Source organism: Parabacteroides vesiculifaciens (genome assembly GCF_049860805.1).
Classification (GTDB): Bacteria; Bacteroidota; Bacteroidia; order Bacteroidales; family Tannerellaceae; genus Parabacteroides.
In genome coordinates this window covers 3,081,013-3,102,437 of the sequence record NZ_CP187555.1, presented here as the reverse complement: position 1 = coordinate 3,102,437, position 21,425 = coordinate 3,081,013, and the positions used below count along the sequence as shown (strand labels likewise).

Below are 21,425 nucleotides of genomic sequence, written 5' to 3'. Positions count from 1 at the left end.
GAAGAAACACTCTTTTTATTTCAAACTGCAAAATTTAGACAGGCTCTAATACCATGAAAATTAATTATTTGTTTTTTGTATTTGTCATCTGCTGCTCTTGTAACAAACCCAAACAAGCATATAAAGTAGAGGGGGCTATATCTGGGGCTGCAGATTCGGATTCATTTGTATGTTACCCTATACAAGACGACCGTATTATAGTGAATCTTGATAATAATCAAAAAGTCTCGCTTTTTGATTATTTCAGTCATATAGAATTGATACCATTGGAGACAAACGATGATATATTGATAGGGTATTGTGAGGATCTTGTCCCCTTTCAAAATAGGTATTATATTTTCGACAGGAAACGGGCCGTTGTCCAGATTTTTGACCAAGACGGAAAATTCATATCTCTCATAGACAAGCGGGGACAGGGCCCCGGTGAGTACACCCCTAATTTAACAAGCATTTTCCTTAATCCTTTTACCGGAAACATTGACATTACAGACATGGGCTGTATTTACAGTTATGACTTGACCGGCAAACATGTAAGAACAATTCCGAGGAATGAAGAGGCTTCCGGATTTTATTGGAACATAATACCTCTTAGCGATAATTTGTATGTTTGTTTTATATTGTTGTTTAATAGTTTAGATGCGTATAAAATCAATTATTATGACGCAAAGGAAAATAAAATCATTCATAAGGAGTATGTAGAGGATGAGTTTTTAAATAATTATGCTCAAGTTCCTACAGTTCCTCCATTTTATGAATATAATGGGAAGTATTATTTTTATCGCCTTTTAGATAATCAAACTTATGAAGTGGGGATGGATTCCTTAAGAAGTGCTTATACATGGGATTTTGGGAAGTATAATTATGATGCGAAAAATTTAAATTTGCCCAATGATCCAAATAGCATTACTACTCTTCCTTATAAAATAGATATTCAGGGTCAAAATAATCGGTATGTAATAGCTTATATATACCTACGTGATAGAGCGAGAGCTTATTTGATACACGACAAATCCATTGACGAATGTAAATATATTAAACATTTTACAGAATCGGTAGGTTTTATTCCTCGAAAAATAACAAACGAATATGTGTTGACATGGTATGAACATGGTGAATTGGAAAATTATATTACCGAAGACATGTTAGATGAAAACAACCGGAAAAAATACCATGAATTATTAGATGCAAGGGAAGAAATGAATCCTATAATTGTTAAATATTACTTCAAATAGTACTCGGAGTTTATCTTCTTAGACGAAGCGACGAATGCCTTGGACGCCAATAGCGAGAAAGAAGATCATGGAGCACCTGCACCGGTTCTACCGGAGCCGCACGGTGGTCGTGGCGCGCACTCTTAAAAAATATTACCCGCAAGGGTAATCTGAAATAGATGGGGTAGAAAACCGAATTTTATGTGCTACTGTTTCGATTTGGACCAACGGGTATTTCGGAAAACTGTACTCTAAGTTTGCGTAAAGCAAGAAGCTGAGGTTAATTTATATCTTTGTTGTATGAAGAAACTAAATTAACCGACTAACGGAAGTACACTAATGGAAAACGATAGTCTTTAAAGACTAGTTATTGTAACAGACTTCCGTTAGTCAAGCAGGCAAAGACTAAATAGATTATTGATATATAATAGGATATCATTTAGAGTAGTAGCCCATTCCTGCTTTCGGTTAATCCAAAAACAATATAAAGGTATGAATAAATTATTTATCGGGATTGATTTCTCCAAGAAAAAAGTAGATGTAAGTGTGATAGAGAAAGAAAACATATCTTCAGGTGTCCACCGTGAGTTCAGTAATGATGTTGCCGGACATGAGAGTCTGTTGGCATGGCTTTGTGATAGCTATCCGCAGACAGGCAAAGATCAGATGCTCTTTTGCGGTGAGAACACGGGACTTTACAGCGTTTGTTTGAGTAACACTCTCGCGCACGAGGGTTATACACTGTGGCTGGAACATCCTTACAGGATCAAACACAGCAGCGGCATGCAACGCGGGAAAAACGATAAATTGGATTCATTGCTGATCGCACAATACGCTTGCCGTTTCGAGGATATGGCCAAGGTCTATACCCCCAATACGGAAACCATCCGGGCGCTGCACTCATTTTTCACATTCCGTGATTTATTGGTGAAAATGAAAAATGAAGCATTGGTACATGCCAAAGAACTCCATTCGGTCCTAAAAGGGAATCACGCAACAGATTACATATATCAACATAGCCTGACACAAGTGGATAACTTGAACCGTGAAATAAAAGATGTGGAAAAGGAAATAATGGATCTGATCAACAGTGAAGAGGAGATCAAAAACAATTATGAGCGTATTACATCCATCAAAGGCGTGGCTTTTGTCAACGCCCTTGCTTTGATCGTTTATACCGAAAACTTCACCTGTTTTGACGATCCGCGCAAGCTGGCCTGCTATGCGGGAGTGGTACCGTTCCAACGAACCTCCGGCTCCAGTGTCAAAAGCAATGCCAAGACAAGTGGATTTGCCAATAAAAAACTAAACACGCTACTCACCCAAGCGGCACGAACCGCTGCCATACATGATCCAATATTAAGAGAATATTACAGGCGCAAAAGAGAAGAGGGGAAGCATCATAATTTAGTTATAAACAATATTAGAAACAAACTGATACATCGAATCTGTGCATTGGTCAGGAACCAAACTTTCGACCAAACGGCTTAGATTTTTGCAATATTCTTAATTTGTTTTAAAATCTTTCCGTTTATTTGGTTGGGAACATAGATTACAATAAGCCAGGAATGACAATAAGGTTCGTTTTGAGGAAATAATGAACCTATTAAATGCTGATTTACCGGCATGAAACATGGATGACAGAGTTATACAAAATGATTGTCATTCCGTAGGGGCAGGGCTCTGCTCTGCCCACAACACATTAAATATTATCCTGTTATCCTCTGGGTGGAGTAGAACCCCACCCCTACGAGCCTGTCTTATTTGTTAAAATTTCACTAAAAACGATTGATCTCCTTCCATTGTTTTCCGGAATTCTCTATCACTCTATCACACTTTGCCTTACAAACGTTGATAAACATAACATACAAGGTGTGATAGATGCCGGATTCATGTATCACACCTCTGTCACACCTGTATCACCATTTGACATTGAAACGGGTAGCCGGTATTGTTTCAAAAACGAAAGGAAACATGCCGATACGTATTTGCGCGAGGATTATTTTGTCAACATAAGGTGTTTTATTGCAGAAAGCAAGCTGCAAAAGAGCGGAAAACAAGCAGAAATGTTCAAAAACACGCCCATCTTCCGGCTTTCTACACCCGGATCTTGCCACTCTGTACCTCCGGATGTCCAGGACGGCTACATCCGGATGTTTAGAATTATATCATACTAATTCGCTGTATTTTATTACTTAGTACACAAGAAAAGACTATATATATCCCCAAAGCATAGATAGGGTGTGATGGATGTGTGAGGCATTGATAATCAGTCCAGGATGAGATTCCGGGTTAGGCCGGAAATAATAGGAGAGTGAGTTTTTGCACAGCCTCTTCTTTTTATAGAAATAAACAATTAATCCGTGATAATTGCCCATTCTTGATTTTTTTCATATCTTACCCACCTAATTAAATTAAGGCGATCATGACAAGCACAATCTTCCTTACAGTAGCCATCGTTGCAACGGCTATCTTTCTGATTCAGTTCATTGTTTCCATCTTTTTTGGTGAAATCGATACGGATGTCGATATGGATGCCGATATCGGCAGTGTCATTTCTTTTAAGGGACTGACGCATTTCTGTATCGGTATGGGCTGGTATATGTATATCACACAGGGGACGGATATCTCGTCTTATGTAGTCGGTATTCTGGTTGGACTTGTCTTTGTGTTTGTGCTCTGGTTCCTGTATAAGAAAGCCTGGCAATTGCAGAAAGAGAATAAACCGGAGAAGCCGGAGGCCTTGTTAGGACGGGAGTGCACGATCTATGCTCACGACGGGAATCGCTATATCGTGCAGATTGCCGTCAACGGAGCCTTGCGTGAGATGGATGTCCGCTCGCTTGAAGGGCGGAAGTATCAGACGGGAGACAAGACGACGATTGTCAGAGTCGAATCGGGAATTATGTATATTCAGTAAATAACAAATCTATTAAAATTATGACACAGGAGATGTTAATCATGATCGCTATACTGGTTGTAGTGGTCATCATTTCGTTTATCGGCATCCTTTCGCGCTACCGGAAATGTAAGAGTGATGAGGTGTTGGTTGTTTATGGTAAGACTTCCGGGGAAAAGTCTGCCAAGCTTTATCATGGTGGTGCTGCATTCGTATGGCCGATCATCCAGGGATATGAATTTTTATCGATGAAACCTTTGCAGATCGATTGCAAACTGACCGGCGCTTTGTCTGCCCAGAATATCCGCGTGGATGTGCCGACGACGATTACGGTAGCCATCAGTACCGATCCCGAAGTGATGCAGAATGCAGCCGAACGTTTGCTCGGGTTACAGTCTGAAGACAAACAAAACCTGATTACGGATGTCGTCTATGGACAGATGCGTCTGGTGATTGCCGATATGACGATTGAGGAATTGAACTCCGACCGTGATAAATTCCTGTCCAAGGTGCGTGAAAATATCGATACGGAACTCCGTAAGTTCGGTCTTTATCTGATGAATATCAATATCAGTGATATTCGCGATGCCGCCAACTATATCGTCAACCTCGGTAAGGAAGCTGAAAGCAAGGCCTTGAATGAGGCGCAGGCCAATATCGAAGAACAGGAAAAGTTAGGTGCGATCAAAATAGCTAACCAGATAAAGGAACGTGAAACAAAGGTGGCCGAAACTCGTAAAGACCAGGATATCGCGATTGCCGAAACCAAGAAGCAGCAGGAAATCTCGGTAGCCAATGCCGACAAGGACCGTATTTCCCAGGTTGCCATAGCCAATGCCGAAAAAGAATCGCAAGTCGCAAAAGCTGAAGCCGAGAAAAATATCAATATAGAGAAAGCCAATACGGAAAAGGAAAGCCGTATTGCCGAACTGAACTCTGATATGGAAATCAAAAAAGCCGATGCAGAGAAGAAAGCGGCTATCGGACGAAACGAAGCCGGTAAAGACATCGCACTTTCCAACTCCGAACTTGCCGTGACGCAGGCGGATGCCGATAAGAAAGCCGGTGAAGCCGCCGCCCGTTCGGAAGCCGCTGTCCAGGCTGCTCGCGAAATAGCCCAGAAGGAAGTGGAAGAGGCAAAAGCCAAAAAGGTCGAATCGGCTTTGAAAGCCCAAAAGATTGTTCCAGCCGAAGTCGCTAAGCAGGAAGCCATCCTCCAGGCCGATGCCGTTGCTGAAAAGACGATCCGCGAGGCGGAAGCACGTGCGAAAGCATTGCTGGCACAGGCCGAGGCCGAAGCCTCTGCCATCCGCATGAAGCTGGAAGCCGAAGCCGACGGTAAGAAGAAATCATTGCTGGCCGAAGCCGATGGATTCCGGGCGATGGTCGAAGCGGCCGAGTCGAATCCGGCGATTGCGATCCAATACAAGATGGTCGACCAGTGGAAAGAGATCGCAGGTGAACAGGTAAAGGCTTTCGAGCATATCAATCTCGGCAATATTACCGTATTCGATGGTGGAAACGGCGCTACCGGGAACTTCCTGAACCAGTTGGTAAAGACTGTTGCCCCAAGTCTCGGCGTACTGGATAAGCTGCCGATCGGCGAAACGGTTAAGAACATGATCAAGCCGGACGAGAAAGGCAAGGATGATCCTGCTCCTACATTATAATATATAAAAAGTTCCTGTCTTATACTGATATAGGTAGACACATTCAAAAACAATAAAATGTGTAATAACTATGCGGGAAAAACATCAGCATTACAGCGAAGAAGAGAAATTGCATCTTCTTCAATCTTATTATCTATCAGGTATGAGCAAAACTCGTTTTTGCAAACAACATGGTATTAGTGGTATAACTTTGTTAAATAAATGGTTGGCGAAGTATGAATCAGAGGTAAAAGAGGTATCTTTAGCTCCTTGTCAAGCCCCTACGGATATGAGCAATCGAAGCAAAGAAGATTACCAGGATGAAAATGCGCAACTCAAGAAGCGCGTTAAGGAGTTAGAGAAGGCGCTTGCCTTCTCGCAGTTGGAAACCGAAGCCCGTGATTTAATGATTACGCGTGCAGAAGAGTATTTTAACATTCCCATCAGAAAAAAATCTGGGGCCAAATAGTAACGGAACTGGTCGGGCAGGGCAAAATAAAAGTTGCACCCGCCTGCCGTCTGTTTGGCCATTGTCGTCAAGCCTATTACCAGTCCAAGGCAGACATTGAGGTCCAGGTAAAGAATGAGCGTCTCATGCTGGATACCGTACGTGAGATACGTAGTGAGGATCCCGGTATTGGTGGTTACAAGCTGTGGATCATGCTCATCGCCCTCTTCGGAGAGAAGTTCATGCCCGGTCGCGACAGCTTCTATACGCTGCTTCGCCGGCACCGTCTGATGCTTCCTCCCCGCAAAGGCAGGAGCACAACCAATTCCAACCACCGCTACCATAAGTGGAAAAACTTGATAAAAGGCTTTGTTCCAACTTCGCCCAATCAACTGTGGGTTAGCGATATTACATATATACCGCTTGCCGGTGGAGATGTCTGTTACCTGCATCTGGTTACGGATGCTTATTCTCATAAAATAGTGGGATGGCGCCTAGCAAACACTCTACGTGCATCCGCTACGCTTGAAGCATTGCAGCAGGCCATAGACCAGGCCGTGGAGATGACAGGAAGTGAGAATCTGGAAGGTCTGATACACCATTCAGACCGTGGAGTACAGTATTGTTGCGATGCCTACGTGGAGCGGCTTCAACACTATGGCATTGCCATCAGCATGACAGAGGATTACAAGCCCACGGATAATGCCGTGGCGGAACGTGTCAATGGGATAATCAAAGTGGAACGCCTCTATAAACAAGGGGTATTCGATAGCCTCGAACATGCCACAAGTGTGATTGGGCGCTACATCCACTTCTACAACTACCGCCGACCGCACATGAGTGTCGGTTATAAAACTCCCGGCGTAGTGCATAAGGAAGAGGGAGTACAGATAAAGATCTGGCAAAAGAAAAAAGCTTCGATAAAAAGTAGAGAAAAACAGATGGATACAATATCTTTGCAAAGCCGAACAACAAGTCCGGGCGAGGGCACATGCCAGCGCATCTGACGAAGACAAACTGCCCCATGCGAGGGGCAATTTGTCTTGCCGAACAAGCAAGCACGGGCTCTGCAAATCCAGCATGTGACTACTTAATACGGCTAAAGGCAGAGGATATTTGTCTATATTATCAGTATGAAGATTTAAGATGTGACTACTCTATCAGTACTACTTTCTAAGATCTGTCTATTGATTACGTTTATAAACAAAAAAAGTGTCTAGCTAAATCAGGAAAAGACATCCCCTGTAAAGAAAACATAGTTTCTCTATAGGGGAACTTTAGTTTCATGCCCGTGAAAATATAGTTTCATGCTTGTGAAACTTTTGTTCCATGCCTATGGAATTAGCTTTTCATGCTAAAGCTCCGCTTCGTTCACTGCATCCAGGATATTGGCAAACAGGTTCTCGACAAAGAAGAACGTGGCATTGCAGAACAACTTCGGGTCTTTGATCAAAGCGACCGTATTACTCTTGCCATTATTTGAAATCACGCTTTCAGCCGAATACGTTTTAAATTTCTTATTGTTTTCCGGATCGTATTGGTAGACGATATTGCTTACTTCCGCCGAGTAACTATTGTCGTGGCAGGTAATCTTCATCTTGTATTTGATGATCGTTTTGTCCGTATCATTCAACAGCATCTCAACTTTGGATGAAACGTTGATAGTACCTTTTGACTTCTTGGAGTTGACATTCGACAGGAATACATCTTTCGCATAGTTTTTCTTCGCCCATTGGCTGATTACTTCGAATATCTGATCCTGGCTCATGTCATTCACATGGACCGTGTCGCGATAGCATACTTTCCCGTCTTTCATCGGAGCACACTCGTCGACTTCGCCTTTATGCCCCTGTGCCATTGCCAGCACAGGGAGCATGATTAATAGAAGGAAAACCAGCTTTCTCATCATCCGGATTATTTCATCCATACATTGATAATTTCACCGATAACGGTTATCTGCTGGCCTTCTGCCGTTTCGCCCTGTTTGCGGCAGTCGATGATCAACCAGGCATCTCCGCTTTCGCCTTTCTTAAAGAAAGACAGGCTGTAGGTGTCGTTGTCTCCTATTTCTTTATAAACAGGGCTGTCTTTGCTGATAGCGATCGAGGCGATCGATTTGCCGAACATATTACCTGTGCCTTTCCATTCGGCAGATGTCTCTTTGGTTTCCGGTTTACCGGCAGATGCAACCTGCATATCGCTTTCGGGCAACATTTGTAATAATGTAGACGGAACCTTGTCGGCGGCAAAAGCCACATATCCTTCTTTTGCCGGAACCGGAGTTGCCGGTCGGGTGGTCTGGGCAGGTGTCACAGCCCGGGCCGGAGTGACCGGAGTTGCCGGAACTACGTTGGCGGCTACCTGTGCACCTAAAGCGACAGAGGCGGAGGCGAACATCTCGTCAACGAAATCGACCGTCATTCTGCGGAACTTGCCATTGCCGCGGTTCAGTTTGGTCTTGTCCTTGTTCAAACAATATTTATCGGTAATCCATTCTTCAGCAGTGTATTTTTCCGGCTCACGCTGGTAAGATACATTATATTCATAACGGATACCGGCCACTTTCATAACACATTTCCGGTTCTCGCATTCCATCGTGACGCGATAGTTCATTTCCGTACGGTCCAAAGAAAGGGCCGTGCTCTGGAACACTAAGTTGGTTTGTCCTACAGCGGCGATGTCGCCTTTTGCCTTGTCCGAATAGACAACGCGGTTGCCGTCTTCGCTGAAGAATCCGTCCGCCCAATCCAGCATCCGGTCATATACTTCATCTTTTGAAAAAGAAGGAGCGTCTATCTCTTTTGCAAATACTACTTTGCCGTTCTCAATAGGAACAGCACCGGCTAAATACTTGGAATCGTCCTGAGCCCAGAGCAGGGTCGGGATAAATAGTGTTAATAATAAAAGTTGCTTCATGGTTATTCTTTACTTATGTTTTTTACGGGCAAAGATATATAATTGTGGCTGAAATAAACTAAGAGTGTGACAAATAAATTAATCTAATTACTGTTGGACAAAGAAAAAAAGCCTATATTTGCACCCTGTGAAAAAACGAATAATAACATAAACATAAGATTCAAATGCAAAACAAAGGATTTGTAAAGGTCTTTGCGGTGTTACTTACGCTTGTCTGTATGTTTTATCTGTCATTCTCATTCGTGACAAGACATTACAACAGTAAAGCCGCTGAGTATGCAGGTGGAGATCCGGTAAAAGAGAGTTCTTATTTGGACTCGTTATCTACTCAGAAGGTATGGCTGGGCTATACGCTCAAGCAGTGCCGTGAAATGGAAATCAGTTTAGGACTTGACTTGAAGGGCGGTATGAACGTCGTTCTGGAATTGAATGTGGCAGATGTAATCCGCTCGCTTTCAAATAACAACCAGGATGAGAACTTCAACAAAGCATTGGATTTGGCCTATGCACACCAGGCTACAAGTCAGAAGGATTTTATTGATCTATTTGCAGAAGAGTATAAGAAGTTAGATAATGGCGCCCGTTTATCCGCTATTTTCAGTACTTTCGAATTGAAAGACAAAATCACTCCGCAGAGTACGGACGCACAGGTAATTGCTGTGTTGAAGGAAGAACTGAAGAGCGCTATCGATAATTCATTTAACGTGTTGCGTACCCGTATCGACCGTTTCGGTGTGGTATCTCCGAACATCCAGCGTCTGGAAACAGCAGGTCGTATCCTGGTTGAACTTCCGGGTGTGAAAGAACCGGAACGTGTGCGTAAATTGTTACAGGGTAGTGCCAACCTCGAATTTTGGGAAACATACAACTTGCCGGAAATCTACCAGCAGTTGGTTGCAGCCGATAATATGCTGGCTACAATCCTGAAATCGGACGATACTGCTGCCGAAGGTACGGAAACGACCGCTACCGAAGCAACAGGAGAAGTGGTTGCCGACAATGCCGCTGCCGAAACAACAAACGATGCTGATTCTTTGTTGGCTAAGATCGGTGAAGACAAACCTGAAGCACAGGCTGCCAAGAGCATGGAAGAATTTGCAAAGCAACATCCGTTGTTCGCTATCCTGCAAATCAACCAGTATAACGGACAGTTGGCTTCCGGTCCTGTTGTCGGTATTGCCGATAAGAAAGACATTGCCAAGATCAACGAATACCTGAACATGAAGCAGGTAAAAGATATCTTGCCGCGTAACCTTTCTTTGAAATGGGGTGTAAAGGCTATCGATGAAAAAGAACAATATTTCTACTTGTATGCAATCAAGATGACGAACCGCGACGGAACGCCTGCTTTGGGTGGTGACGTTGTAACGGATGCTAACGCCGACTTCGTTCAGCAGGCCGGTCGTTCGGAACAGCAGGTCAGCATGACCATGAACGCAGAAGGTGCTAAAGCATGGGCCCGCCTGACAAAAGAAAATATCGGTAAAGCGGTTGCTATCGTTCTGGACGATATGGTTTATTCGGCTCCGAACGTACAGGTGGAAATCACAGGTGGACGTTCTCAAATTACAGGTCACTTTACTCCGGAAGAAGCGAAGGACTTAGCAAACGTATTGAAGTCCGGTAAGATGGCTGCTTCGGTAAGTATCGTACAGGAAGACGTTGTCGGTCCGTCTCTGGGTCAGGAAGCTATCAACTCCGGTGTTATCTCATTTGCGTTGGCATTGGTATTGTTGATGTTCTATATGTGTGCATTCTACGGAGTTATTCCGGGCTTGATCGCCGACGGCGCTCTGGTGTTGAACATCTTCTTCACGATGGGTATCCTTGCCTCCTTCCAGGCTGTTCTTACATTGCCGGGTATTGCCGGTATGGTGTTGACACTGGGTATGGCTGTCGATGCTAACGTGTTGATCTACGAACGTACGAAAGAAGAACTCCGTGCAGGCAAGTCATTAAGCAAAGCTATCGCCGATGGTTACGGAAATGCATTCTCTGCTATTTTCGACTCGAACTTGACTTCTATTATCACAGGTGTTGTATTGTTCTATTTCGGTACAGGTCCTATCCGTGGTTTTGCCACGACGATGATTATCGGTTTGTTCGCATCCTTCCTGACGGCAGTCTTCCTGACTCGTATCGTTTACGAAGCGCTGTTGGCAAAAGATAAACTGAAGAACGTAACCTTTACGACTTCTATTACAAAAGACCTGTTGACGAATCCGAAGATCAACTTCCTTGCCGCCCGTAAGGTAGGCTATCTGATCCCGGCCGGTATCATTGTTTTAGGTGCGATATCCATGTCTACTATCGGTTTGAACAACGGTATCGACTTCACGGGTGGACGCAACTATGTGATCCGTTTCGACCAGGATGTGAAGACTGACGAAGTTCGTAATATGTTGGATGCCCAGTTGGACGGTTCGGTAAGCGTTATCCAGATCGGTACTCCCGACCAGGTTCGTGTCTCTACCAACTATAAGATTGACGACAACGATCCGGCTATCGACCAGGAAATCGAAAATAAATTGTTTGAAGGCGTCAAGAGCTTGCTTCCGGCAGGCACGACACTGGATCAGTTCACAGGACAGTATATCCAGAGTTCGCAGAAAGTGGGACCGAGTATGGCTGACGATATCAAGAATGCAGCATTCTTAGCTGTAATCTTCGCAATGTTCTGTATGGCGGCTTACATTTTGCTCCGTTTCCGTGACATTTCATTCTCTATCGGTGCATTCGCTTCCGTAGCTGTTACAACTTTGTGTATTATTTCATTCTACACATTGCTCTGGAAGGTATTGCCTTTCTCTATGGAAGTCGACCAGACGTTTATTGCGGCTATCCTGACGATCATCGGTTACTCTATCAACGATACCGTTGTTGTATTCGACCGTATCCGTGAGACAATCGGCCTGTATCCGAAGCGCGACCGTTACCAGGTGATCAACGATGCATTGAACTCGACTTTGTCTCGTACATTTAATACATCATTAACTACTTTGGTTGTTGTATTGTGTATCTTCATCCTGGGTGGTGCAACGATCCGTAGCTTCACGTTCGCTATCTTGTTAGGTATCATTATCGGTACATATTCTACTCTGTTCGTGGCAACTCCTATCGCTTACGAATTGCAGAAGAAAAAGATCAATAAGAAAGCAGCTGCTGAAGCAGGTAAATAAGAATACATTTTAATCCGATAAAAAAGGGCTGTTCCTTGTATGGAATGGCCCTTTTTGTGCTTCTAAACATAACCGTGCCGGTTGGCAAGATGAAAGAGAATGCTTATCTTGTAGGCCTCTTACTTCTGCTATTTACTTACAGATTGTAAGCAAACACCTTAAAATGTCATGTTATGGAAGTACGCCTGAGTAACCAATTGCCGGTTTATCCATCTTTTGTTCCCGGTATTCGCCGCGCCCCTGATCGCGGCTATTCGCTTACGCCTGCACAAACAGAGACTGCTTTGAAGAATGCCCTTCGCTACGTTCCCGAAGAGTTGCACGAGGTGCTGGCTTCCGAGTTTATGGAAGAGTTGCTGACCCGTGGCCGTATCTACGGATACCGTTACCGGCCGGAGGGTGACCTGAAAGCCAAGCCTGTCGACCAGTATAAAGGCCGATGTCTGGAGGGGAAAGCATTTCAGGTAATGATCGATAACAACCTTTGTTTCGATATAGCCCTTTATCCCTATGAGCTGGTTACGTATGGCGAGACCGGACAGGTTTGCCAGAACTGGATGCAATACCGGCTGATCAAGCAGTATCTCGAAATACTGACAAACGAGCAGACGCTCGTGATCGAGTCCGGGCATCCGTTAGGGCTGTTCCGTTCCAGGCCGGACGCTCCCCGCGTGATTATCACCAATTCCATGATGGTCGGTATGTTCGATAACCAGAAAGACTGGCATGTCGCTGCCCAGATGGGTGTTGCCAACTATGGACAGATGACCGCAGGCGGCTGGATGTACATCGGTCCGCAAGGAATCGTGCACGGCACATTCAACACCTTATTAAATGCAGGCCGCAAGAAATTAGGCATTCCGCAGGATCAGGACTTGCGCGGACATCTCTTTGTTTCCTCCGGACTCGGGGGTATGAGCGGGGCGCAACCGAAAGCGGCCGTTATAGCCGGCGCCGCCAGCATTATTGCCGAAGTGGACAGCTCCCGCATCGAAACTCGCTATTCGCAGGGCTGGGTGCAATATGTGACCGAAGATAAAGCAGAAGCCTTCCGCATGGCAAAGGAAGCTATGCAGGCAAAGAAACCGGTTTCGATTGCCTATCACGGCAATATAGTCGACTTGTTGGAGTTTGCCGATTCGCAGGCGATCCGGATCGAGCTGCTGAGCGACCAAACTTCCTGCCATGCCGTTTATGAAGGAGGTTACTGCCCTGCCGGCATCTCCTTTGCCGAACGCACGGAACTCCTTTCCCACGATATAGACCGTTTCCGCTCGTTGGTCGATCGCTCCCTGCATCGCCATTTCGAAGTAATCAGGAAATTGGTGGCTCGCGGCACTTACTTTTTCGATTACGGGAACTCGTTTATGAAAGCTATCTATGATGCCGGCGTGAAGGAAATCTCCCGGAACGGGATCGATGAGAAAGACGGTTTTATCTGGCCCTCTTATGTCGAAGATATCATGGGGCCGGAGCTGTTCGATTACGGCTACGGGCCTTTCCGCTGGGTATGCCTGAGCGGGAAAGAGGAAGATCTGGTGAAGACCGACCGTGCCGCTATGGATTGTATCGATCCCAGCCGGCGCGGACAGGACATGGATAACTACAACTGGATTCGTGATGCCGGGAAGAACCGGCTCGTGGTCGGCACACAGGCACGCATCCTCTACCAGGATGCGGAAGGGCGGCTGAATATCGCACTCCGCTTCAACCGTATGGTGCGCGACGGTGAAGTCGGCCCGATCATGCTCGGCCGGGACCATCATGATGTAAGCGGGACGGATTCGCCTTTCCGGGAAACCTCCAATATCTATGACGGAAGCAACGTCATGGCCGATATGGCCGTCCAATGTTTTGCCGGGAATGCGGCACGGGGCATGAGCCTTGTTGCCCTTCACAATGGGGGTGGCGTCGGTATCGGTAAAGCGGTGAACGGTGGTTTCGGGATGGTGCTGGACGGAAGCGAACGGGTGGACGAAATCCTTCGTTCCGCCATGCTTTGGGATGTGATGGGAGGAGTGGCACGCCGTTCCTGGGCCCGGAATCCCAACGCCATGTCTACGAGTGCTGCCTTTAACGAAAGCTATGGCGACTGGTATCATATCACGCTGCCTTTTATTCCGAAAGAAGATTTGATTCAAAATAGTATACGTACCTCTTTAAATCACAAAGTATGAGTGCCTGGAGTAAAATAATGGAATGTGTCCCCAATTTCAGCGAGGGAAGAGATTTAGCGAAAATAGAAAAGATAGTAGATAAATTTCGTGCCAAAGCCGGTGTAAAGCTGTTGGATTACAGTAATGACGAAGATCACAACCGCTTGGTCGTGACGGTAGTCGGCGAACCGGAAGCCTTGAAAGACGCACTGCTCGAAGCCATCGGGCAGGCGGTGGAACTGATAGACCTCACGAAGCACTCCGGGCAGCATCCCCGGATGGGAGCGGTAGATGTCGTTCCGTTTATCCCGATCAAAGGGTGTACGATGGATGAGGCGATCGCACTCTCCCGGGAAGTGGGCGAGAAGGTGGCGGCTCTCTATCGAGTGCCGGTCTTCCTGTATGAGAAGTCGGCTTCGGCCCCGCACCGGGAGAACCTGGCTGCTATCCGTAAAGGAGAGTTTGAAGGTATGGAAGAAAAGATCAAGCTGCCGGAATGGAAACCGGACTTCGGGCCTGCCGAACGGCACCCGTCGGCGGGAACAGTGGCGATCGGTGCACGTATGCCATTGGTGGCATATAACGTCAACCTTGGTACGGCAAACCTGGAAATCGCGAGCAGCATCGCCAAGAAGATCCGCTTCATAGGTGGCGGACTCCGCTACTGCAAGGCGATGGGAGTGGAACTGAAAGAGCGTGGCATCGTGCAGGTTTCGATCAATATGACGGATTATACCCGCACAGCCCTCTACCGGGCTTTCGAGTTGGTACGCATCGAAGCCCGCCGTTACGGTGTTCCGGTTGTCGGGAGCGAGATCATCGGGCTGCTCCCGATGGAGGCGTTGATCGACACGGCTTCTTATTATTTGGGACTGGAAGACTTTTCAATGGATCAGGTGTTGGAAGCCAGAATAATGGAATAGACTATGGAAGAAGAAAAGATATTGATACGGAATGCTGCGCAGGTGGTGACCTGCTCCGGCTTTGAGGCGAAGAAAGGTAAGGCTATGTCTGATGTCGGGGTGATCGAAGACGGAGCGGTTGCTGTTTCGAATGGTATTATTACGCATGTGGGACCGACCGAGGAAGTCCTCCGGCAAGTGGATGCCGCAGACTATCTGGAGGTAAACGCTTCCGGGCGCGCACTTCTTCCTGGGTTTGTGGATAGTCATACGCACTTCGTTTTCGGTGGTTACCGGGAAGAAGAGTTTTCCTGGCGGATGAAGGGAGACAGTTATATGTCGATCATGGAAAGGGGCGGCGGTATCGTCAATACGATGAATGCAACCCGCAGCACCAGTTATGACGACCTGTTCGGGGATGCATACGACCGTCTCGACACAATGATGGACATGGGTGTAACCACTGTCGAAGGAAAGAGTGGCTACGGCCTTGACCTCGCAACCGAACTGATCCAGCTCCGCGTAATGAAAGAACTGAATGACGAACACCCGTTGGATGTGGTCTCCACTTTCTTGGGGGCGCATGCCGTTCCTCCCGAATTTGCCGGGCGTACGGATGCATATGTCGACTATCTAATAGAGGAAGTGTTACCCCATGTCCGTGCGGAACACTCCGTAACCTTTTGTGATGTCTTTTGCGAACAAGGCGTTTTCTCGATCGAACAAAGCGAACGTTTGTTGAAAGCAGCCCGCAGCCAGCGTTTCAAGCTGAAACTTCATGCCGACGAGATCGTGCCTTTCGGGGGCGCCGAACTGGCTGCCCGCCTGAAAGCCGTGAGTGCCGACCATCTGTTGCACGTGTCCGACACCGGCATTAAGCGGCTGGCACGTTCGGGGACGATCGCGACTTTGCTTCCGCTTACCGCTTTCTCGCTGGATGAACCTTATGCTCCGGGACGCCGGATGATAGATGCCGGTTGTGCCGTGGCGCTGGCTTCCGACTTGAATCCGGGCAGTTGCTTCTCCTGTTCGATCCCGTTGTTGTTCGCCCTGGCCTGTATCCAGATGAAGCTGACTCCCGAAGAAGCTCTGACTGCACTGACGATCAACGGAGCGGCGGCCTTGGGACGGGAAAAGAAGACCGGCAGTATCGATGTCGGAAAGAAAGCGGACCTGATCTTGTTGAAGTTCCCTTCGTATAAGTTCCTTCCTTATCATGTAGGAATGAATATAGTAGATACTGTTATTAAAGATGGGGTACTTTATATTATTTGACAGGATAAAAAATTAAATAGTATGAGTAAATGATGATTCACCGTTGCGAATTGATAAGACGGCTCGTAGGGGCGGGGTTCTACTCCGCCCAATGAAAATAACGTCCGCCTTGCCCTGGTTATGGGCAGGGCAGAGCCCTGCCATCCAGGCTTCACATCCGTAAATCATTTGTTTACAATGAAACTGAATAAAATGTTTAATCTTAAATAATAGACACTATGCTTGCAGATTTGACAATCAAAGGATTTCTTGCCGAAACGGCAGGTAACGCACCTGTTCCTGGCGGTGGAAGTATTTCGGCTCTGAACGGGGCTATTGCGACAGCGCTTACCGAGATGGTGGCAAACCTGACGATCGGGAAGAAAAAATATGCCGAAGTGGAAGGCCAGATGAAGACAATCGCGACGGAAGCGGCTATTATCCGTGAACGCCTGATCCGCGATATAGACTGCGACAGCGAAGCATACGACCGCGTTTTTGCCGCCTTCAAACTCCCGAAGGAAACGGAGGAGGAGAAGGCCGAACGCAGCCGGGTGATCCAGGACGCGACGAAACAGGCGGCGATGGTCCCGATGGAAGTGGCCGAAGAGATCGCATCGGTGATGGAGACTATCATATATGTGGCGCATAAAGGTAACCGGAATGCCGTGACCGATGCCTGTGTGGCGATGATGACGGCTCGTACCTGTGTGCTGGGGGCTTTACTGAATGTCCGCATCAATCTTACATCCATCAAGGATGAGGCTTTTGTCAGACGGATGGCGGAGAAAGCGGATTTCCTCGAATCGGAAGCCGTCCGGATCGAAAAGAAGTTACTGGATTGGACGCAGGAGCAATTGAAAGTTGGAAATTGAAAGTTGAAAGTTATGGGAAATGTACATTATGTGGGGGCGGAACCGTTGACGTTCGAACGTATCGAAGAGATACTGACTGGGAACATGAAGCTGGAACTGACCCCGGAAGTGAAGGAACGCATCCAGCGTTGCCGCGATTATCTGGACCGGAAGATCGAGACGCAGAGTGAACCGCTTTACGGCATCACGACAGGCTTTGGCTCTTTGTGTAATAAGAATATCTCGCCGGACGAACTCAGCACCTTGCAGGAAAACTTAGTGAAGAGCCATGCCTGTAGCGTGGGGGATGAGGTGAGTCCGGTGATTGTCCGCCTGATGATGCTCCTGAAAGCACATGCTCTGTCACTGGGGCATAGCGGCGTGCAGGTGATAACGGTGCAGCGTATCCTGGATTTCTTTAATAATGACGTGCTCCCGATCGTCTATGACCGGGGTTCGCTCGGGGCTTCGGGCGACCTGGCTCCGCTGGCGAATCTTTTCCTTCCGCTTATCGGTGTGGGAGATGTGTATTATAAAGGGAAGAAGAGGGAGGCTATCAGCGTCCTGGACGAGTTTGCCTGGAAGCCGGTACGGCTGATGAGCAAGGAGGGGCTGGCGTTGCTGAACGGCACGCAGTTTATGAGTGCTAACGGAGTCTTTGCCCTAATGCGCGCTTTTGCCGTGTCGAAGCGGGCGGACCTGATTGCCGCTCTGTCTCTCGAAGCCTTCGACGGGCGGATCGATCCCTTTATGGATTGTATCCAGCAGATGCGCCCGCATCAAGGACAGATCGAGACGGGGGATGCTTTCCGCCGTATTCTGGAGGGCAGCGAACTGATCGGCCGGAAGAAGGAGCATGTGCAGGACCCGTATTCGTTCCGCTGCATCCCGCAGGTACATGGGGCGACGAAAGATGCGATCCGGTATGTCTCCGGTGTGTTACTTACCGAGATCAATTCCGTGACGGACAACCCGACGATCTTTCCCGACGAGGACAAGATCATCTCGGGCGGTAATTTCCACGGTCAGCCGTTGGCGATCTCCTATGATTTTCTCGCAATTGCTTTGGCTGAGTTGGGGAATATTTCCGAGCGGCGTGTGGCGCAGCTGATCATGGGGCTTCGGGGCTTGCCTGAATTCCTGGTTGCCAATCCCGGACTGAACTCCGGATTTATGATCCCGCAATATGCGGCAGCAAGCATGGTGAGCCAGAACAAGATGTACTGTTATGCCGCCAGCAGCGATTCGATCGTGTCCAGCAACGGGCAGGAAGATCATGTGAGTATGGGAGCCAATGCGGCGACAAAGCTCTTTAAGATTATGGACAACCTCGATCATATCCTGGCGATCGAGCTGATGAATGCGGCACAAGGTCTCGAGTTCCGCCGTCCGGCGCGTACTTCACCTGTCCTGGAGAAATTTTTGAAAGCCTATCGCAAAGAGGTTCCCTTCATAGACGAAGACATCATCATGTATCCCGAAATCCACCGGACGGTCGCTTTCCTGAGGCGGTATTCGGGGTAAGGAAAATAGTTCGAAGGTGTGTCAAAATTCCCTTGTCCTCGCGTCAAGCACGGGAATAGGGCGGTTTTGACACACTTCTTATTTGGGCTGAAACTTTCTATTTCTTAGTAATGACCACCCGTTTTGTCGGATCCAAATGTTCGTTGCGGTAGTCGATCTGCTTCACTACATTCTCTGCTAACTTCTGGAAAGCCTGTCCGGTGATGCTGTCCGGATTGAGGGCAACCGGTTTCCCGCTGTCTCCGCCTTCACAGATGCTTTGTACGATAGGGATCTGTCCCAGTAGCGGGATATTCAGCTCTTCCGCCAGGCGTTTGCCCCCTTCTTTGCCGAACAGATAGTATTTGTTTTCCGGCAGTTCGGCAGGCGTGAACCAGGACATATTCTCGACTAATCCCAATACGGGCACGTTGATCTTCTCGCCCATAAACATACTGATACCTTTGCGGGCGTCTGCCAATGCAACTTCCTGCGGCGTGCTGACAACGATGGCACCTGTGATAGCCAAAGTCTGTACCATTGTCAGGTGGATATCGCTTGTTCCCGGTGGCAGGTCGATCAGGAAGTAATCCAAGTCTCCCCAGTTGGCATCTCCGATCAACTGCTTCAGGGCATTGCTTGCCATCGCACCACGCCAGAGAACGGCATCTTCCTTATTGACAAAGAAACCGATGGACAACAGTTTAACTCCGTAGTTGGCAGCCGGTTCTATCAGTTCGCGGTTACCTACCTCCACCATATAGGGACGGGCTTCTTCCACATTGAACATCTTAGGCTGCGAAGGCCCGAAGATATCGGCATCGAGCAAACCGACCTTATAGCCTTGCAGAGCCAGCGCCACCGCCAAGTTGGCGGCAACGGTACTCTTGCCCACACCCCCCTTACCGGAAGATACGGCGATGATATTCTTTACCTCCGGCAGCAGCTTGTCCGGTTCGGGACGGGCTGCCTGCTTGGCGTCTACCGTGATGTTACCTTTGATTTCCACATCCTCGCCTACATAAGTAAGGATGGCTGTCTCGGCCGCTTTCACCACCGATTTGATAAACGGATCGTTCGGTTTTTCGAAAAGAAGCGAGAAGCTCACTTTGTTACCGTCGATCCGGATGTTGTCTTCTACCATGCCCATCGTAACAAGGTCTTTCCCTGTTCCCGGGTAACGCACCTTTGCCAGGGCGTCCATGATCAGTTTAGGATATATTGCCATAATGTATTGTTAATTGTTAATTACCTTGTCATTTGCCGGAGGCCAATGCACTCCGTTTGCTGCGGTTGAAACTGCGGTACGGGTCGTATTCGATTTCCACTTCCGGTTCGACCAGTTCTTCCCGCTCTTCACAAACAAACTTGATGTATTTGATGTTCAGGCCGCGGTCTAACCATTGCTGTTCATAATAGGTCTTGATAGAAAGAATGTCGTCCGCGAGGTCGGAATGATACAGGTCGTCGTTGCTGAACAGTACGGGATAACGGTTCGCCTTCGCCATCTCCGAGGTGTAGGTGTACATGAAGTTACTGTCCGTCTTCAGATGCACGATACCGTCTCCTGCCAGTATCTCGCGGTACATCTTCATAAATCGGGTGGAGGTAAGGCGTTTGTTCACCTTCTTCATCTGCGGGTCGGGGAAGGTGAGCCAGATCTCGGCTACCTCTCCGGCAGCGAAGAAGTGGGCGATCAGTTCGATGCTGGTCCTGAGGAACGCCACGTTGGTCATGCCTGCCTCGAGCGATTCTTTCGCGCCTGTCCACATACGCGCTCCCTTGATATCGACGCCTATAAAGTTCTTGTCCGGGAACAGCTTTCCCAAACCTACCGTATATTCTCCTTTTCCGCAACCCAATTCAAGCACGATCGGATTGTCGTTCTTAAAGAACCGTTCGTGCCAGTGCCCCTTCAATTCGAATCCTTTCTCCTGAAGGGTTGCAAACGGATATTGGAACACATGAGGATAACCCTCCATGTCGTCAAACTTTGCTAATTTATTCTTTCCCATGTTGCAAAGGTAATATAATTACGCGTAAAAAAAGCTATAACCTGTCAGGCAAAAGGCTATAGCTTTTTATCGAAAAGGGTATAACTTGCAAACGGAAAAGCTATAGCTTTTTGAGCTTTGAAACGTGTTTTTGAAGTGTCGGAATATAGAAAAGGACAAAAGAGGCTGAAAAGGCACTCTCTACATTTTGGATGTGCAGAAAGAAATAATTTTGATAATCTATTGATAAATAGTTGTTTGTTCGGAATGTTCTTCGTCTCTATGTCGTTTTGTTCTGATTGGCATTGCAGGGTTATGCATTGGTTTATCCGATGCTTATTTTATCTGTTACTTTTCTCTTGAAAGAAAAGTAACCAAAAGTTCAAGGCTTAACCTGGCGAGCTACTCCGTTCCCTTCGTTCGCTGTCGCGTCTGAAACTCGCTTCGCTCAAACAGCAGA

At 47.2% G+C, this 21,425-nt stretch carries 16 protein-coding genes; 12 read left to right on the top strand and 4 right to left on the bottom strand.

Annotation, left to right across the window (positions count from 1 at the left end):
- The first annotated feature begins 53 nt into the window (after positions 1 to 53).
- The 6 genes from ACPYIV_RS12595 (at position 54) to ACPYIV_RS12570 (ending at position 7,214) form a co-directional block, all read left to right on the top strand.
- On the top strand, positions 54 to 1,232 hold the full coding sequence (locus ACPYIV_RS12595) for a 6-bladed beta-propeller (RefSeq protein ID WP_425883294.1): 1,179 nt from the start codon (positions 54 to 56) through the stop codon (positions 1,230 to 1,232).
- A gap of 471 nt (positions 1,233 to 1,703) precedes the next feature.
- The gene (locus tag ACPYIV_RS12590; RefSeq protein ID WP_290092606.1) at positions 1,704 to 2,702 is read left to right on the top strand and encodes an IS110 family transposase; all 999 of its coding nucleotides are present in this window, start codon (positions 1,704 to 1,706) and stop codon (positions 2,700 to 2,702) included.
- Positions 2,703 to 3,636: 934 nt separating this feature from the next.
- Positions 3,637 to 4,131 carry a hypothetical protein gene (locus tag ACPYIV_RS12585; RefSeq protein ID WP_293734392.1) on the top strand — a complete coding sequence of 165 codons (495 nt, stop codon included), beginning with the start codon at positions 3,637 to 3,639 and terminating at the stop codon, positions 4,129 to 4,131.
- A 20-nt stretch (positions 4,132 to 4,151) separates the two neighbouring features.
- Positions 4,152 to 5,780 (top strand): flotillin family protein, encoded by a 1,629-nt coding sequence (locus ACPYIV_RS12580; RefSeq protein ID WP_293734391.1) that lies wholly within the window; start codon positions 4,152 to 4,154, stop codon positions 5,778 to 5,780.
- A gap of 70 nt (positions 5,781 to 5,850) precedes the next feature.
- Positions 5,851 to 6,228, top strand: coding sequence for a transposase (locus tag ACPYIV_RS12575; protein WP_425883291.1), 378 nt, complete (start codon positions 5,851 to 5,853; stop codon positions 6,226 to 6,228).
- Complete coding sequence (locus ACPYIV_RS12570) at positions 6,213 to 7,214, top strand: IS3 family transposase (RefSeq protein ID WP_425886495.1); 1,002 nt, start codon at positions 6,213 to 6,215, stop codon at positions 7,212 to 7,214. The genes ACPYIV_RS12575 and ACPYIV_RS12570 overlap by 16 nt, the downstream gene beginning before the upstream one ends.
- A gap of 347 nt (positions 7,215 to 7,561) precedes the next feature.
- Here ACPYIV_RS12570 and ACPYIV_RS12565 read toward each other — a convergent pair whose 3' ends face one another.
- Both ACPYIV_RS12565 and ACPYIV_RS12560 read right to left on the bottom strand, forming a co-directional pair.
- Positions 7,562 to 8,113 (bottom strand): DUF4468 domain-containing protein, encoded by a 552-nt coding sequence (locus ACPYIV_RS12565; protein ID WP_425886520.1) that lies wholly within the window; start codon positions 8,111 to 8,113, stop codon positions 7,562 to 7,564.
- A gap of 8 nt (positions 8,114 to 8,121) precedes the next feature.
- Entirely contained in the window at positions 8,122 to 9,123 is a 1,002-nt protein-coding gene (locus tag ACPYIV_RS12560) for a DUF4468 domain-containing protein (RefSeq protein WP_293734389.1), read from the bottom strand.
- 164 nt (positions 9,124 to 9,287) lie between these two features.
- On the opposite strand from ACPYIV_RS12560, the gene secDF reads away from it, so the two are divergent.
- From secDF to hutH, 6 genes are all read left to right on the top strand, one after another.
- On the top strand, positions 9,288 to 12,302 hold the full coding sequence (gene secDF, locus ACPYIV_RS12555; protein WP_425883288.1) for a protein translocase subunit SecDF: 3,015 nt from the start codon (positions 9,288 to 9,290) through the stop codon (positions 12,300 to 12,302).
- A 173-nt stretch (positions 12,303 to 12,475) separates the two neighbouring features.
- Positions 12,476 to 14,479, top strand: coding sequence for a urocanate hydratase (locus ACPYIV_RS12550; RefSeq protein WP_425883286.1), 2,004 nt, complete (start codon positions 12,476 to 12,478; stop codon positions 14,477 to 14,479).
- On the top strand, positions 14,476 to 15,381 hold the full coding sequence (ftcD, locus tag ACPYIV_RS12545; protein WP_425883284.1) for a glutamate formimidoyltransferase: 906 nt from the start codon (positions 14,476 to 14,478) through the stop codon (positions 15,379 to 15,381). Before ACPYIV_RS12550 ends, ftcD begins: the two co-directional genes overlap by 4 nt.
- A 3-nt stretch (positions 15,382 to 15,384) precedes the next feature.
- On the top strand, positions 15,385 to 16,635 hold the full coding sequence (hutI, locus tag ACPYIV_RS12540; protein ID WP_299361848.1) for an imidazolonepropionase: 1,251 nt from the start codon (positions 15,385 to 15,387) through the stop codon (positions 16,633 to 16,635).
- 218 nt (positions 16,636 to 16,853) lie between these two features.
- Positions 16,854 to 17,489 (top strand): cyclodeaminase/cyclohydrolase family protein, encoded by a 636-nt coding sequence (locus ACPYIV_RS12535; RefSeq protein ID WP_425883282.1) that lies wholly within the window; start codon positions 16,854 to 16,856, stop codon positions 17,487 to 17,489.
- 12 nt (positions 17,490 to 17,501) lie between these two features.
- The gene (hutH, locus tag ACPYIV_RS12530) at positions 17,502 to 18,992 is read left to right on the top strand and encodes a histidine ammonia-lyase (RefSeq protein WP_293734383.1); all 1,491 of its coding nucleotides are present in this window, start codon (positions 17,502 to 17,504) and stop codon (positions 18,990 to 18,992) included.
- A 97-nt stretch (positions 18,993 to 19,089) separates the two neighbouring features.
- On the opposite strand, the gene ACPYIV_RS12525 is transcribed toward hutH, so the two are convergent.
- Together ACPYIV_RS12525 and trmB are read right to left on the bottom strand one after the other, a co-directional pair.
- On the bottom strand, positions 19,090 to 20,199 hold the full coding sequence (locus ACPYIV_RS12525) for an Mrp/NBP35 family ATP-binding protein (RefSeq protein WP_293740988.1): 1,110 nt from the start codon (positions 20,197 to 20,199) through the stop codon (positions 19,090 to 19,092).
- 28 nt (positions 20,200 to 20,227) lie between these two features.
- Positions 20,228 to 20,986 carry a tRNA (guanosine(46)-N7)-methyltransferase TrmB gene (trmB, locus tag ACPYIV_RS12520; protein ID WP_293740987.1) on the bottom strand — a complete coding sequence of 253 codons (759 nt, stop codon included), beginning with the start codon at positions 20,984 to 20,986 and terminating at the stop codon, positions 20,228 to 20,230.
- Positions 20,987 to 21,425: the final 439 nt, after the last annotated feature.